Source organism: Hamadaea sp. NPDC051192, assembly GCF_040682475.1.
In the GTDB taxonomy this organism is placed as follows: Bacteria; Actinomycetota; Actinomycetes; order Mycobacteriales; family Micromonosporaceae; genus Hamadaea; species Hamadaea flava.
Genome location: NZ_JBFBAZ010000170.1, coordinates 1 through 14986 on the forward strand (window position 1 = coordinate 1; position 14986 = coordinate 14986).

The following is a 14986-nucleotide window of genomic DNA, read 5'->3' on the forward strand; positions in this document are numbered from 1 at the left end:
ACGCCGGCCCGGGTCGCTGCTGGCCTGGGCGCGCGTACGCCGGCCCGGGTCGCGCTGCTGTTCGACTGGGACAGCTGGTGGGCGCTGGAGCTGTCGGACGGGCCGTCGCGGCTGGTGCGCTATCAGGAGGTCGTGCTCGCGTACCACCGCGCGCTGTGGGATCTCGGCGCCGACGTCGACGTGGTCGCGGTCACCGCCGATCTGTCCGGCTATGACGTCGTGCTCGCCCCGGCACTGCACATGGTCAAGGACGACCTCGCCGCCCGGCTGGAGTCGGTCGCCGAGCGCGGCGGCACCGTCATCACCACGTTCCTGTCCGGCCGGGTCGACGAGGACGACAACGCCTTCCTCATGGACGTCCCCGGTCCCTTGGGCGCGCTCATGGGCGTACGCGTGGACGAGTGGGACGCGCGGGAGCCGTCGGTCGTCAACCCGGTGCTGCTGCCGGACGGCCTGTCGGTCGAGGCCCGGCTGCTCTTCGAACTCGTCATCCCGCAAGGCGCCGAAGTCGTCGGCACCTATCAGGCCGACTGGTACGCCGGCACTCCGGCGGTCACCCGCAACGTGTTCGGCGACGGTCACGGCTGGTACGTCGCGGCCGGGCTGGACCAGGCAGGTGTGTCCTGGGTCGTGCGGCAGGCGCTCGGCCACCACGGGTTGATCGGCCCGTACGCCGAGATCCCGGACGTGGAGGTGGCGCGCCGGATGGCCCCGGACGGCACGCCGCTGGTGTTCGTGCTCAACCACTCCGGCGACGCCGTCGACGTGCCCGCCATCGCCACCGGCGTCGACCTGCTCACCGGCGTACGCGTCGAGCACGGGTCGCCGCTGCGGCTGGAGCCCGGCGGCGTGCTCGTCCTGGCCGAGTCGCGCTCGGACCCCTAGTACGCCCGGCGGCGGGGGTTTCGCGGTGGCCCGCCGGTGACGCTGGATACTGGTCGGATGCGTAACCGAGACACGGCCGAACCCGTCGACCGCTCCCCGCGGGAGTCCTTCATCACCGTCTACGGCCGCATGCCGGTGCTGGAGGTTCTCCAGAACCGGGACCTGCAGGTGGACAAGCTCGTGGTGGCCGACTCCGCGCGCGGCGACAACCTCGACCGGATCCTGGATCTGGCCGACCGGCGCGGCGTGCCGATCCAGCACGCCACCGCCCACCGGGTGAAGGTGCTGGCCGGCAACGGCAAGCACGACCAGGGCATCATCGCCGACGTCGTCGCGCCGCGGATGCGCAACATCGCCGAGTTCGCTCGCGACTCCGGCTCCCGGCGGACCAGCCGGGTCCTGGTCCTGGACGGCGTCAACAACCCGTCCAACGTCGGAATGATCATCCGTGCGGCGACCGGGGCAGGGATGTCCGGCATCGTGCTCCCCCGGGTCGGCTCGCCCGGCATCGACCCCCTCGTCATCAAGGCGTCCGCCGGGGTGGCGTACCGGGCGGCGGTGATCTGGGCGCGGACCGGTGCGGAGTCGGTCGAGACGCTGCGGGAAGCCGGTTTCCGGATCTACGGACTCGCCGGGGACGCCCGCCGCAGCCTCTACGACGACCGTGTATTCGCTCCGAAGGCCGCTTTCGTCCTGGGCAACGAGACCGAGGGGCTGTCCCGGACGACCGCCGCGCTCGTCGACGAATGGGTGGCCATCCCGCTCGAAGGCGGCGTCGAGTCGCTCAACGTGGCGACCGCCGCCGCGGTGCTCTGCTTCGACCTGCTCCGCCGCAAGCACGCCCCGGTACGCGCGGACCAGGCCGCCCGGCCGCCGAAGCGTCCCCGGTCCCGGTGACGTCGTTCTCGTCGACCGGCTTCCGCAGATCCGGGGGCGTCCGGCGATCCGGCGGCCTTCAGTAGATCCGGCGGCCGCGGGCGTCGGGGACGCCCGACTTCCGGTAGAAGTACGCGTTGACCTGGTCTCGCCACTCCTCCGCCGATCGGAGCTGCTCGGCCAGCCGCTCGGCGATCCGGGCCGCGACCGCCTCGTCGACCAGCCCCGACACCTGCTGCCACCGCAGGATCATCGCCTCGACGCGTTCGACCCCGGCGAAGTGCGTGTCGTAGATGTGCTGGACGACGGTCGCCCCGTTACGCAGCACGTGGGCGTACGGGACGTGGTGGAAGAACAGCAGCAGCTCGTCCGGGCAGTCGGCGAGCGACTCGTACGCGTCGCGCCACGGCGACGGGTACTGCCCGGTGAATCCCGTACCGGTGGCCCGCGTCCGGTCGACGCCGATGCCGTCGCGGTCGGCGAAGTGGTAGGTGCCCCACGGCGTGTACTCGTAGCCGTCGACGTCCGGCCCGTAGTGGTGGCCCGGCCGGACCATGAAGCCGACGCCGAGCGGCGCGGTGTAGCGCTCGTACGCCTGCCACGACTCGTCCATGATCGCCCGTAGCGCCTCCCGCAGCGCCGGATCGTGGCCGGGGAAGGTCAGCGCGATCCACTCGTCGAGCAGGGCGAGCGGATCGAGGGCGGGGTTCCAGCCGAGCCGGGCGGCGGCGTACAGGTTGGCCTGGGCGAGCGGATGCCCGGTCCAGAACGGGTCGTCGCCGACGTTGGCCACGGTCACCATGCCCTGGACCAGGCCGGCGACCGGGCGCGCGAACGGGAAGCGCAGCACCTCGCTCCACATCGGACCGAGATAGCACACGTGCCGCTGCTGGCCGGTGTACTCCTGCGTCGCCTGCACCTCCACCGCGACCGGGGTCGACGGCATCGCGCCGAGCAGCGGCGACACCGGCTCGCGCACCTGGAAGTCCATCGGCCCGTGCTTGACCTGGAGGATCACGTTCGGGGCGAACCGGCCGTCCAGCGGCGTGAAGTGGTCGTACGCCGCCCGCGCCCGATCGGTCGAGCGGTCCCGCCAGTCCTGGCGGTGGTTGTAGACGAACGCCCGCCAGTGCACCACGCCCCCGAACGGGGCCAGCGCCTCGGCGAGCAGGTTCGCCCCGTCGGCGTGGCTGCGGGCGTACGCGGACGGCCCCGGCTGCCCCTCCGAGTCGGCCTTCACGACGTACCCGCCGAAGTCGGGGATGCGCGCGTACACGGTTTGGGTGGCCTGTGCCCACCAGGCCCGGACGCGCTCGTCCAGCGGATCGGCGGTCGGCAGCCCGCCCAGCGCGATCGGGGCGGCGAAGGTGACGCTCAGGTGCACCCGGATCCCGTACGCCCGGAACTGCTCGGCGAGCGCGGCGACCTCGCCGATCCGGTCGGTCAGCAGCTGCGCCTCGGCCTCGTGCACGTTGACGTTGTTGATCGCCACCGCGTTGATCCCACCGGCGGCCAGCAGCCGCGCGTACGCCCGCACCCGGCTCAGGTCCTCGCGCAGGCGGCCCGCCGACCAGAAGATCGAGCCACCGGCGTACCCCCGCTCGACCTGGCCCATCACCGGATGAACGTCCACATTGTCCCAATGGGACACCAGCCGGATCGGCAACGCCGGAGCGTGCCGCTCGTCGAAGTCCCCGGCGAACGCGCGCTCCCCCTGGCGGACGACGTGGAAGAACCCGTGCAGCAGCCCGGCCGGATCGGCCGCGCGTACCACGGTCACCCCCTCGCCCCGGGCGTAGGTGAACTCCTCGGGCGCCAGGTCGGCCTGCGACGAGACGGCGAACGACACGTCACACAGGCCCGTGTCGGCCGGGGCCCCGCCGAACCGGCGGCACGCGGCCGCCACCTCGGTGCGTACCGTGTCGAGCAGGAGACCCTCGCCGCGGACCTGGACCCGCCGGGAGCCGAGCGCGCGGAAGGCCTCGACGGGCAGCCACGCCGGATGGAAGTCGGAGATCATCGCCCGGCAATCTACCGGAAGAAGCTAGACCGTGACGGTATCGGCTGGAGCTTTCGGCTCGGCCTCGACGACGACCGGGCGCCCATCGCGAGGGCCGGATCGGCTGCGCTGCAACAGATACATGAGGCCGCCCGCGACCAGTCCCCAGAACGCCGCGCCGATGCCGAACAGGTTCATCCCGGAGGCCGTCACGACGAGCGTCACGATCGCGGCGTCGCGGCCGTCGGCCGGAGTCACCGCGGCGACGAGCGCGCTCGCGAACGCGCCGAGCAGGGCCAGCCCGGCGACCGCCTCGATGAGGACCGCAGGCGACACGCTGACCAGCGCCATCGCGAGTCCCCCGGCCAGGCCCAGGCCGATCATGCCCGCTCCGGCGGTGGCCGAGGCGATCCAGCGGCGCTTCGGATCGGGACCGGCTTCAGGACCGGCCGCCAGCGCGGCGCTGATCGCCGCCAGGTTGAGCGCGTGCCCGCCGAACAGGGCCGCGCCCATGCTCGCCGCACCGGTCGCGGCCAGCAGCGGGCGGACCGGCGGGTGGTAGCCGAATCCGGCGAGCACCGCGATGCCGGGGATGTTCTGCGCGGCCATCGTCACCAGGAACAGCGGCAAGGCGATGCTGACCAGCGCCGCCACCGTGAAGGTGGGCGCGGTGAACACCGGCTCCGGCCAGAGTCCGCCCGAGAGCGGCCGGTCGGTCCCGGTCACCGCGATCGCGATGATGGCCGCGACGAGCGCTCCGGGAACCGCCCACGGCCGCGCCAGCCGGTAGAGCAAGGCCCAGACCAGCACGACGGGCAGGGCCAGCCGGGGGACCTGCACGATCGCGTGGGCCGGGGCCAGGCACAGATCCAGCAGTACGCCGGCCAGCATGGCCGACGCGATCGGCCCGGGAATCGCCGTGACCCAGCGGCTGAGCACCGGGAACAACGCCGCCACCACGATCAGCGCCCCCGCGACGAGGAACGCACCCTCGGCGGCGGCGAATCCGCCCGCGACCGGCCCGGTCGAGACGAGCAGCGCGGCGCCCGGTGTCGACCAGGCGATGGTGATCGGCATCCGGCGGCGTAGGGAGAGCAGGATCGCGGTCACCCCGATGCCGACGCACAACGCGAACAGGCCGGAGGCCGCCTGCCGATCGTCGGCGCCGACCGCGCGCAGCCCGGCGAGCACGACCGCGAAGGAGCTCGCGAAGCCGACCAGCGCGGTGACGACTCCGGCCAGCAACGGCTGCACAGACTTCGCCAAGACTCCACCCCTCACCTTGTGTCCATCACCTGCGTTGTTCCGTATACGGAACGGACGACTCTGGCACGATAGCGGCATGACCCCGCCGTCCGCCAGCCCGGACCCGACGAACGTCGCCGTCGGGCAACGGCTGCGGCGGCTACGCGAACAGCAGGGGCTGTCGCTGTCGGCCCTCGCGCGGGCGGCCGGGATCGGCAAGGCGACGCTTTCCGGGCTGGAGAACGGCACGCGCAACCCCACCCTGGAGACGCTGTACGCGATCACGGCGCAGCTCGACGTGCCGCTGGCGGCGCTGCTCACCGATCCGGCCGGGCGACAGGCGCCGGCGTTCATCCCCGGGGCGGCCGTCCGGGGGACCTTGCTGGAGGTGTTCACCGATCCCGGGGTCACCTCCGAGCTGTACCGCCTCGAAGTGCACCCGGGCCGGACTCAGACCTCTCCCGCCCACCCTCGGGGAGTCACCGAACACATCACCGTGTACGCGGGAACGCTGCGTACCGGGCCGGCGGACGATCCCCGGGAGGTCCACGCCGGGGAGCACTTCTCCTGGGTCTCCGACGTGCCCCACGTGTACGCCGCGATCGGCGGCGAGATCGTGCTGGCCGCCCTCCTGATCCGGTATCCCCGGGTCCGCTGAGGAGCAGGGCGTACGCGCAGCCGCCCGGCGCCCCAGCAGCGCTGGAACGCCGGACGGCGGTGGGGTCACACCGTGATACGCCCCGCGCCGGCGCCACCGGTGACGCTGGCCTTGACGTTGCCGGAGGACTCGACCGTGTAGGAGTACGGCAGGCTGCCGCACGCGCTGCCACCGGCCTGCCCGCTCCCGGAGCCGACCAGCGTGTTGTTCCGCGCCGTCAGGCTGCCGGCGGGCGAGTCGCCCTCACCGCGGTGGTAGGGGTCGTCGGTGTTCTCGAAGTAGTTGCCCTCGACGATGACACAGGCCTCCATGGTGGACGCCACGCCGTAGGAGCCGATGTTGTTGTAGTAGTTGTTCACCACGTGCACCGGGTTGCCGAACCGCACGCGGGGGTGCCGCTGGTTCGAGCCGTCGAACCAGTTGTGGTGGTACGTGACGCGCAGGTGGCCCCGGTCCTCCGCGCCGTTGCCGTCGTCGTGGCCGAGGAGCATCGCCTTGTCGTGGCTGGAGATGCGATTCCAGGAGACGGTCACGTAGTCCGAGGCGCGCTTGATGTCGATGGCGCCGTCGTACCCGTTCGACAGGCTGTTGTGATCGATCCACACGCGAGTCGAGTACTGCACGTTGATCGCGTCGTCGTTCCAGTCCCGGAACGTGAGGTTGCGGATGATCACGTTACTGGCGTTGGACACGTTCAGGCCGCAGCCGGCGATGACCGCCCCGGAGTTGCCGAGGATCGTCTTGTTGGAGCCGACGGTGATCATTCCCGAGCACGAGATGGTGCCCGAGACGCGGACCACCCGCGCGGTCGTGCCGGACACGGCACTGGACAGCGCCGAGGAGCTCGTCACGGTCGTCGCCGACGCGCTTCCGCCGCCGGTCGTGCCGCCGCCCTGGGTCGCCCAGCCGGCCAGCCCGGTGGTGCTGCCACCGCCGCCACCGCCACCGCCGACGGTCGCCAGCTGCCACTGCTGGTTCCAGCCGTCGAGGTCGGCGTACTGCGAGATCATGGCGCCGTCCGCGGTGGACCACTCCCACACGTCGAGCGCCTTGTTGCTGTGCCGGCTGATGAACCTGACGTAGCCGCTGTCGGAGTCGGCCAGCCGGAAGTGCTGCCGGGTGTTGCCACTGGCTGCCGTGTTCTGCACCAGTTGCACCCCGTCGTTGGCGTTGGGCAGCTCCAGGACCTTGCCGCTGAACACGGACCGGATCTGGTAGTAGCCGCTGCCCACGTCGACGAACTGCCACTGCTGCACGGCCAGGTCGTTGCGGGTGAACTGATTGATCGGGGCGTTGTCGGCCGTCGCCCAGTTGTACACGTCCATCGCCTTGCCGCTGTTGCGGTTGACGAAGACGTAGACGGCGCTGGTGCTCACCGTCGCGGCGTCGGCGGACCGGGCCGTCACGGCGGTGGTCGCGCCGGCCGTGACCAGGGCCAGGCCTGCGGTCAGCGCCAGGCGCCAGCGGCGCCTGAGGTGACGGCTCTCGTGGAGGTGGGACATCGGGCTTCCTCTCGATGGGAGTTCGCCGCGCGGCTGAGGTCTGGCAGGAGACCACTGGGCGGGCCGCCTCGGCGTGCGCTTGGAAAGCGCTTACCGGCAAGGTGGACCTAGCTTCGAGCCATGTCAATGCATTCATACCTTCGGATGGCTTGCTGGCGTCGACCTCGTAAGATCGTCGCCGTGACGAACCCGGGCCCCATCGAATACGTCGGCCAGCAGCCCCCGAAGAACCCGAAGACTCCGAAGAACCCGAAGACTCCGCACACCCCGCGGTCGCCGAAGAAGCCGTCGCGGTTCGCGGTGCTGGGCGGGATCGGGGTCATCCTCGGCATCGTGGCGGCACTGGCCGCGTACGGCTTCCTCGGCCGGGTCGTCCCGTCGAGGATCGCGGCGTACGCCTGCGACGCGACGGCCTGCTCGACCGAGGGCATGGTGGTCGCCGGGTGGCTCGTCATCGCACTCCCCGCCACCCTCATCGGAACCACGGCCGCCGTGAGCAAGCTGGCCGACCGGACGACCCGGCGGATCCTCATCATGCTGTCCGCCCTCGCCGGGCTGGTCGCGCTGATGTTCATCCCGGGTCGCGGCCGGGACATGTCCGACGTCGTCACGGGGCCGGGAGCGGATCAGTTCATCGACGGGATGGGGTGGGCGCTCGGCGCGCTGGGCACTTCCGTCGCGGTGGCGTTGCTACTGGCGCTGATCGGCCGGAAGGTGCCCGCCGTAGAACGTCACTTCTCGGTCGTCTTCGGGGTCGCGGCAGCCGTGCTGCTGCTGGCCGCCGCGCCGGTGGCGATCACGAGGACGGGTCCCAGCAGCATGAGCGCGGATGACGTCTTCCCCGCCGTCCTGGAGATGAACGACGACGTCTTGACGCGTACGGCGGTCGGGGATCAGCGGGGCTGCACCGGGGTGCTGGCCGACGAATCACTGCTCAACCGGGAGAACTGCGTCCTCACGCTGCACGCGGCGTACCGGACGGACGACAGCGACGCCGTCGCCAGCCTGTGGGCGGTGCTCTACCTCGACGACGACACCGCCGACTCCGTACGCGACGCCCTGCCGAAGGTCACGTCCGACACGGCGCTCACCGTCTTCTCGACCTCCCGCTCCTGGGTGCTCGTCGGGATCAGCGAACACGCCGACGGGGCAACCATCACCACCACGGACCGGCCGTGGGTGATGTGGCCCCTGCGTCAGGTGGCGTACCGGTTCATCGGGTATCAGGGCGGGCTGCTCATCGACCCCGACCCGGGCGACGACATCCATCCCCGGACCGCCGCCTGAGCCGACCGGCCGCGATTCTCACGGTCGCGGTGCCGGGACGGTGCGCTCGATCAGCTCCACCGTCGCCCGGGGATCGTCCACCTGCACGATGAGGCGGGCGTATCGCTCGTCGCGCAGCTCGATGACGACCGCCTTCGCCGGGTCGCGGACATCCCAGAAGATCCGTTCACCGTCCACCCGGAACGTGCCGGCGGTGATGACGCCCGGCATGTAGGTGCCGGCGGTGCGGATGCCCCTGGACTCGCGGACGACGCCGGGATCGGCGGTCGCGCCCCGGACGTTGGCCAGCGGAATCTCCAAGCGGCTCTTGAGCGCCCACAACTTGTCCATGCCCTCGATCTCGACGACCAGGTTGCCGGCGTCGACGCTTACCTGTGCCATGGGTCCCCTCACGGTTGTGCCTGAATCTGGTGCAGGAGGACGGCTCCGGCCTCCGGCGGGACGCCACCGGCCCGGGCCCGCAGGCGCAGGCCCAGGATCGTGGCGGTCAGCGCCACCGCGATCGCGTCGTCGGACGGCTGCCCCGGCAGCGCCTTCGCCACGGTGGCGTCCAGGTCCCGGAGCACTCCCCCGACGAGGTCGGCGACCTCCTCATCGACCGGTGCCCGTTCGACCACCGCCAGGAGCAGCAGGTCGAGGTCGTGCCGGTCACCGCCGCCGAGCAGGTCCCGCAGCTCGGCGGCCGGGTCCGGCCCGCTCCGCAGGCCGGCCAGCATCGGCTGGACCCGCTCGGCCAGGTACCAGCGCAACGCCGCCAGATACAGGCCCCGTTTGCTGCCGAACACCTTGTAGAGGCTGTTGCGGTGCACGCCCAGGCTGGTCACCAGGTCGTCGACGGAGACGCCGTCGTAGGCCCGGCCGGCGAACAGCTCGGCCGCCGCCTTGATGACCTCGGTCTCGTCGAACGCTCGTGGCCGTCCCATGCCACGACGGTAGCAAGATTAGGAACGATCAGTCAAGAACGACCGTTCCTTAATTCGGAAGTGCGCGCCGACGGGTGCGGGGTGCCGGCCGTCCACGAGGTCGCCCAGGCGCTGGAAGTCCTCGTCCCCGGCGTCCGCGAAGTAGTCGTCGGGCCGGGTGGCGTCCCGCCCGCCCGGTACGCCGATCGCCCGCAGCACGACGGTCAGGCCGACGGCGACGCCGAGGTTCACGGCGAGCGCCAGAAGTCCTACGTAGACACTGGCGGCCGAGTCGAGGCCGAGCCACCGCAGCGGCCAGCTCGACCCGCCGAAGTGGGCCTTGAGCACGTGACCGTCGGCGGCGCGTTGTGGAATCAGGTAGAGCATCAGCAGGCCGGAGCCGAGTCCGGTCAGCAGGCCGGCGATGAGGGCGGCGCGATGCGGCCAGGCGGTGTACAGCCCCAGGAGGGCTGCCGGGACGGTCTGCAGGATCAGGACGCCGCCGATCAGCTGGAGGTCGATCGAGAACGCCGGGTCGAGCAGCACGATGAACAGCGCCGCGCCGACCTTGGCCAGCAGCGACAGGTAGCGGCTCACCCGCGTCTCCTCGGCCGGTGTCGCGTCCGGTCGCAGGTACTCGCGATAGACGCAGCGGGTGAACAGGTTGGCCGCCGCGATCGACATGACCGCGGCCGGGATGAGGGCGGCGACGGCGATGGTGGCGTACGCGATGCCGGCGATCCACTTCGGGAACACGTCGTGGAAGACCTGCGGGGTGATCGTGTTGACGTCGCCGTCGTGCGGGACGACGCCCTGGCCGATGGCGTACACCCCGAGGAGGGCGAACAGGCCGAGGGCGAGGCAGTAGACCGGGGACGCCGCCGCGTTGTGCTTGATCGCGGTGCGGTCCTTGGCGGCGAGGATCACCGTGACGGCGTGCGGGTAGACGAAGACGGCCAGCGCCGACCCCACGGCCAAGCTCAGGTACCCGAGGTACGCGTTCTCCGGCAGCAGCAGGTTGCTGACGGCGGACGCGTCCGTGGCGTACCGCTGATTCGCCGTGGTGAACGCGGACTGGAACCCGCCCGTGAGCGCGATCATCGCGAGCATCATGAGGACCAGCCAGACGAGCAGCAGGTCCTTGAGGATGGACAACAGGGTGGGCGCCCGCAGTCCGGACTTGAACGTGGTGACCGAGGCGACGGTGACCGCGACCAGGAGCGGCCACTCACCGGAGAAGCCGATGGTGGCGAAGGTCGCCTTGAGGGCGACCAGCTGGACCGCGATGTACGGCATGGTCGCGGCGATGCCGGTGAGGGCGACCAGCGCGCCGAGGGTACGCGAGCCGAACCGCGCGCGGACGAACTCGGCCGAGGTGACGAACCCGTGGGCGTGCGACACCGACCAGGTACGCGTGCTGAGGAAGTACATCAGCGGGCCGCAGACGACGGCGAACGGCACGGCGAAGAAGCCGATCGCGCCGGTGCCGTAGACCACGGCCGGCACGGCGATATAGGTGTACGCGGTGTACATGCTGCCGCCGAGGAGGAACCAGGTGACCCAGTTGCCGAAGGCGCGCCCGCCGACACCCCACTCCTCCAGCGCGTCGACGGTCTTGGGGCGTCGCCAGCGCGCGGCGTTGTAGCCGAGGGCCAGCATGCCGCCGAGCAGGAGGGCGAACAGCGTGATCTCGGTGATCCGGTCGGCGGTCATGTCAGCGCCGCTCCTTGCCGAGCCGGTGCACGAGGCTGATCACGCCGATGGCGAGCGCGGCACAGGCGATCTGGAACCAGTAGAAGAACGGGACTCCCCAGAGCGTGGGGTCGACCCGGTTGTAGAGCGGAATCAGCAGCGGAACGACGATGGGGATCGTGAGCAGCCATTCGGCACGGTTGCGGGGACGGAGGCGGGGCGGCGTCACCAACTGTTCCCTTCCGACGGAGGTCTAGGGAGTGAATGTTGATGAACGCCGCGCGCCGCGCATCGGCGAAATCACCAGTCTCGTGCCGGAGTCACCCGTGGTGGCCCGTCGGAAAGCCGACTGTCCTCGGTGCACCGAACAGGCCGGTCGGTATTGCGCACGGATCGGCGGATGGCGTTTGATCACTCGGTGCCTGAGAAGCCGTCCCGGTTCCTGACCTTTTTCACGACGCTGCCGGGTGTCATCACCGCTGTGGCGACACTCATCACGGCCGTTGGTGGGCTGCTCGTCGCGATCAACGAGTTCGGCGACGACCAGCCGGCCGCCGCCGGATCTCCGGAGCCACGCCCATCCGCTTCCGCGCCCGCGACGTCGTCCGCGCCTTCGCCCTTGTCTTCGTCTCCGAAGTCGTCGCCGGAGGCTTCGACGGCACTGCCGGTCGAACTCGAGGTGGACTACGACGGCGCGCTCGTCCGCAAGACGATGACGATCGCCTTCGGCGACATCGCCTACCTGTCCGACGGAAGCACCGGCTCGGCCTGGGCGAAGGGCGACTTCAAGCTGGACAGCGCCGACCCCCTCGAATACCTGCGGCTGTATGGTGGCCGGCCGATCCTGGACGAGTTCGCCCGTATCACCGAGGGCAAGGTGAGCAAAGCGGCGTGCGCGGCCGCCGTGAAGCATCCGGCCGGAGAGTTCCGGGCCAAGCCGGTCGACGAAGGTGCTTGGGTGTGCGTCGTCCGGCCGGATGCCTACGACGGCACCTACGGCGCGATCCACTTCGACAAGGTGGATCTGGTCGATCGTCGACTGACGATATCCTACGTGATCTGGCGCTGATCCTGCTCGGCAGCGTTCGCCAGCTCCTTCGTCAGACGAACCGCCACAGGTGGTCGTTGGTGCCGTTGTCGTCCCAGATCACGACCTGCGCGCCCGCGGTGGTCGAGGCGCCGGAGACGCCCAGTACCCGGCCGCCGTTGGCGCACTGGATGCGGAAGTAGCCGTTCGCGCCGTACCGCAGCCGCCAGCGATGGTCCGCGGTGCCGTTGTCCGCCCACTGCATCACTCGCGCGCCGTTCGCGGTGCTCGCGCCCTCCACACCCAGGACCTTGCCGCTGTTGGCGTTGCGCAGCCGCAGATAGCCCCCGGTGTCGACGACCGCGGTCCACAGGTGGTCGGCCGTGCCGTTGTCGCCCCACTGCACGACCAACCCACCGTCCGCAGTGGACATGTTTTGTACGCCGAGGACGAGCCCGCTGCCGAGATTCTGGATGCGCCGAGCGCCGTTGGGGACGAACCGCCACAGGTTGTCCGCCGTGCCGTTGTCCGGATCCTGGACGGCCTGCGCGCCGTTGCCGGTGGAGCCGTTCAGAATGCCCAGCAGCTTGGCGCTGTTGGCGTTGCGGAGCTTGTGCGTACCGTCGCCGTTGTCGACGATCGTCCACCGGTGGTCGGCGGTACCGTTGTCGGTCCACTGCAACACGATCGCGCCGTCGGCTGTGGACATGTTCTGTACGCCGAGCACCTTGCCGCTGTTGATGTTGCGCAGGCGTACGGCCGAACCGTCGACGATCAGCTCCCAGTTGTGGTCGGCGGTGCCGCTGTCGGTCCACTGCAAGGCGCGTCCACCATCGGCGGTCGACATGTCCTGCACACCGAGCACGAGCCCGCTGGCCGCGTTGACGAGGCGATAGCTCGCCGGGTCCGTACTCCAGTAGACGGTGTAGTTGAAGCCCTGGGCGTCGGAGAACGGGCCGAGGTTGACCGTGGCGCCGTTGGCCGTCGCGGTGAACGCCAGCGAACTGGTACTGGTACGCGTGACCGACGCGGTGGTCAGCGCCGGGAGGGCCGACAGCGTCGTGCTGCCGTAGTTCCCGGCCAGCACCGACGGGCCGTAGGTCAGGGCGACGACACCTGCGTTGTCGTTCGCCGGGCGTACGGCGAGCTGCATCGGCAGGCGTACCGACACCGTGTCGCCGGACGTCCAGGATCGGGTGATCGTCGCGTACGCGCCAGGGGTGACGGCGATGTTCTGGACGGTGCCGTTGACGCTGACCGTCGCGCCCGACGCCCACGCCGGAATGCGTACGCGCAACGACCAGGAGCCGCTGACGCTGCCGGAGACGGTGAGCGTCGTGGTGTCGCCCACCGGGTAGGTCGTGGTCTGGGTGACCGTGATGCCGCGCTGCGACCAGGTCAGCACGGACGGGACGAACAGGTTCACCGTGAGCGTCGTGCCGTTGTAGAAGTAGATCGAGTCCATCAGCTTGGTGTTGACCTCGACGCCGGTGCCCTGGCAGCACCAGAACGTCGTGTAGTCGGTGCTCCACGTGCCGCCGCCCCAGGCCGGGCCGACCCCACGCCGGCCACCCGGGTTGAGCGGGGTGAAGTAGGTGACGTGGCCGTGGCTGTCGGCCGGGTTCTGCGCGCCGACGACGTGGTTGAGCAGGACCCGTTCGAAGAAGTCGAAGTACGCCGCCTGATCCGGGTACAGCTGCCACAGCTCCCGGGTCAGCTTGAGCATGTTGTAGCTGTTGCAGTGTTCGCAGGTGTCCTGGTTCAGGTACGCCGCGATGGCGTTCGCGGGCCGGAAGTGCTCGGCCTGGCTGTTGCCGCCGATGACGTAGCTGTGCGCGGTGACGGTCATCGCCCACGCGTTGACGGCGATGTCGCGATACCGGGTCGTGCCGGTGGCCTTGTACTCCCGGGCGGCCCCGATCCACTTGGGCACCTGGGTGTTGGCGTGCAGGCCGTTGAGCTGATCGGTGTTGGCGGCCAGCGGGGTGAACACGGCGGCGTGGTCGAACCGCTGGGCGGCGGTGAGCCAGCGGCCGTCGCCGGTCTGCTGATACAGATCGGTCAGGACCTCGTTCATCCCGCCGAACTCGGTGTTGAGCACCGACTGCATCTGCGCCGAGCTGAGCCGCGCGGTACGCGTGTCGACCCAGCCGGCGAGCGCGAGCAGGACGGCACGGGCCTGCGTGCTGCCGAGGCAGCGCCACACGTCGAGCAGCCCGGCGAGGGTCTTGTGGATGACGTAGTACGGCACGTTGCCGTTGGACAGCGTGCCCGCCTCCAGCGCGGTGAAATCCGACTCCGGGAAGCCGGACAGGTAGCCGGCGGCGAATCCGGCCGTGCCGTTGTTCGCCTGGCACTTGGCCAGCTCGGCCACCAGGTACGCGGCCTTGTCCCGGCAGGTCGTGTCGCCGAGGACGGCGTACGCCTGCGCCCAGGCGGTCAGGAAATGGCCCTGGACGTGGGTGCGGAACGGAAACGTCGGCGCGTCCCAGCCCCCGGTGGCGGCGGCGCCGTTCGTCGAGAGCTTGTGGTTGGCCCGGAAGTTGTACAGCAGCCGGTCGACGTCGACGAACCGCAGATAGGCCAGCGTCCGATTCTGGTTGTCGAGCAGGCGGCCGGAGGTCAGCTGCACCTGGCCGAGGTCGAAGGCGTACGCGCCGACACCGATGTCGGAACGCGCGGGCGGCACTGTCGCGGCGTGGGCTGCGGTCGCGGCCAGGGCGGGCACGGCGGCGACGGCGGTCACCCCGGCGGCCTGGAACAGACCCCGGCGACTGAGCGGGAACGAGGGCATACGGGAGTGTTAACGCTCACATCCACATCCGTCAACCCCCTCCCCCTTCCTTGGGCGGCGGATCGCTCCTGCTTTGGGGGCTGGATCAGGGATCCGGGTCGAATCTTGGGGCATGATTC

13 protein-coding genes are annotated in these 14986 nt (G+C 70.4%); 5 read left to right on the forward strand and 8 right to left on the reverse strand.

All coding sequences use genetic code 11. The features are described 5' to 3' along the window. On the forward strand, window positions 1-885 hold an 885-nt coding region (locus AB0M47_RS37840; protein WP_363422797.1), incomplete at its 5' end, for a beta-galactosidase trimerization domain-containing protein. Window positions 886-942: 57 nt separating this feature from the next. After that, entirely contained in the window at window positions 943-1782 is an 840-nt protein-coding gene (locus AB0M47_RS37845; protein ID WP_363422799.1) for an RNA methyltransferase, read from the forward strand. Window positions 1783-1840: 58 nt separating this feature from the next. Here AB0M47_RS37845 and AB0M47_RS37850 read toward each other — a convergent pair whose 3' ends face one another. Together AB0M47_RS37850 and AB0M47_RS37855 are read right to left on the reverse strand one after the other, a co-directional pair. Further along, on the reverse strand, window positions 1841-3781 hold the full coding sequence (locus AB0M47_RS37850) for an alpha-glucuronidase (RefSeq protein WP_363422801.1): 1941 nt from the start codon (window positions 3779-3781) through the stop codon (window positions 1841-1843). Window positions 3782-3805: 24 nt separating this feature from the next. Next, window positions 3806-5026 carry a benzoate/H(+) symporter BenE family transporter gene (locus AB0M47_RS37855; RefSeq protein WP_363422803.1) on the reverse strand — a complete coding sequence of 407 codons (1221 nt, stop codon included), beginning with the start codon at window positions 5024-5026 and terminating at the stop codon, window positions 3806-3808. A gap of 76 nt (window positions 5027-5102) precedes the next feature. On the opposite strand from AB0M47_RS37855, the gene AB0M47_RS37860 reads away from it, so the two are divergent. After that, window positions 5103-5663 carry an XRE family transcriptional regulator gene (locus AB0M47_RS37860; RefSeq protein ID WP_363422805.1) on the forward strand — a complete coding sequence of 187 codons (561 nt, stop codon included), beginning with the start codon at window positions 5103-5105 and terminating at the stop codon, window positions 5661-5663. 65 nt (window positions 5664-5728) lie between these two features. Here AB0M47_RS37860 and AB0M47_RS37865 read toward each other — a convergent pair whose 3' ends face one another. Next, a complete protein-coding gene (locus AB0M47_RS37865) occupies window positions 5729-7165 on the reverse strand; it encodes an RICIN domain-containing protein (protein WP_363422807.1) in 1437 nt (478 codons plus the stop codon). A 180-nt stretch (window positions 7166-7345) separates the two neighbouring features. Here AB0M47_RS37865 and AB0M47_RS37870 point away from each other — a divergent pair, with 180 nt between their 5' ends. Next, the gene (locus AB0M47_RS37870; protein WP_363422809.1) at window positions 7346-8452 is read left to right on the forward strand and encodes a hypothetical protein; all 1107 of its coding nucleotides are present in this window, start codon (window positions 7346-7348) and stop codon (window positions 8450-8452) included. An 18-nt stretch (window positions 8453-8470) separates the two neighbouring features. Here the strand turns inward: AB0M47_RS37870 and AB0M47_RS37875 are convergent, their stop codons facing one another. The 4 genes from AB0M47_RS37875 to AB0M47_RS37890 are packed head-to-tail and all read right to left on the reverse strand — an operon-like array spanning window position 8471 to window position 11275. Beyond that, entirely contained in the window at window positions 8471-8833 is a 363-nt protein-coding gene (locus tag AB0M47_RS37875; protein WP_363422811.1) for a hypothetical protein, read from the reverse strand. A gap of 8 nt (window positions 8834-8841) precedes the next feature. Continuing rightward, window positions 8842-9375, reverse strand: a complete 534-nt coding sequence (locus AB0M47_RS37880) for a TetR/AcrR family transcriptional regulator (RefSeq protein WP_363422812.1) — start codon at window positions 9373-9375, stop codon at window positions 8842-8844. Between the two features lie 18 nt (window positions 9376-9393). Continuing rightward, window positions 9394-11067 (reverse strand): sodium:solute symporter, encoded by a 1674-nt coding sequence (locus AB0M47_RS37885; protein WP_363422814.1) that lies wholly within the window; start codon window positions 11065-11067, stop codon window positions 9394-9396. Between the two features lies 1 nt (window position 11068). Further along, complete coding sequence (locus tag AB0M47_RS37890) at window positions 11069-11275, reverse strand: DUF3311 domain-containing protein (RefSeq protein WP_253753294.1); 207 nt, start codon at window positions 11273-11275, stop codon at window positions 11069-11071. A 189-nt stretch (window positions 11276-11464) separates the two neighbouring features. On the opposite strand from AB0M47_RS37890, the gene AB0M47_RS37895 reads away from it, so the two are divergent. After that, window positions 11465-12115: a hypothetical protein gene (locus AB0M47_RS37895; protein WP_363422816.1), complete on the forward strand. Its 651-nt coding sequence runs from the start codon at window positions 11465-11467 to the stop codon at window positions 12113-12115. 31 nt (window positions 12116-12146) lie between these two features. Here the strand turns inward: AB0M47_RS37895 and AB0M47_RS37900 are convergent, their stop codons facing one another. Next, window positions 12147-14867, reverse strand: coding sequence for a beta-L-arabinofuranosidase domain-containing protein (locus tag AB0M47_RS37900; protein WP_363422818.1), 2721 nt, complete (start codon window positions 14865-14867; stop codon window positions 12147-12149). Window positions 14868-14986: the final 119 nt, after the last annotated feature.

Excerpts from the sequence above, each read along its gene's own strand:
- AB0M47_RS37850 (WP_363422801.1), bottom strand. The coding sequence starts at position 3,781 with ATGATCTCCGACTTCCATCCGGCGTGGCTGCCCGTCGAGGCCTTCCGC.
- AB0M47_RS37845 (WP_363422799.1), top strand. The coding sequence starts at position 943 with ATGCGTAACCGAGACACGGCCGAACCCGTCGACCGCTCCCCGCGGGAG.
- AB0M47_RS37865 (WP_363422807.1), bottom strand. The coding sequence starts at position 7,165 with ATGTCCCACCTCCACGAGAGCCGTCACCTCAGGCGCCGCTGGCGCCTG.
- AB0M47_RS37875 (WP_363422811.1), bottom strand. The coding sequence starts at position 8,833 with ATGGCACAGGTAAGCGTCGACGCCGGCAACCTGGTCGTCGAGATCGAG.
- AB0M47_RS37885 (WP_363422814.1), bottom strand. The coding sequence starts at position 11,067 with ATGACCGCCGACCGGATCACCGAGATCACGCTGTTCGCCCTCCTGCTC.
- AB0M47_RS37880 (WP_363422812.1), bottom strand. The coding sequence starts at position 9,375 with ATGGGACGGCCACGAGCGTTCGACGAGACCGAGGTCATCAAGGCGGCG.
- AB0M47_RS37900 (WP_363422818.1), bottom strand. The coding sequence starts at position 14,867 with ATGCCCTCGTTCCCGCTCAGTCGCCGGGGTCTGTTCCAGGCCGCCGGG.
- AB0M47_RS37860 (WP_363422805.1), top strand. The coding sequence starts at position 5,103 with ATGACCCCGCCGTCCGCCAGCCCGGACCCGACGAACGTCGCCGTCGGG.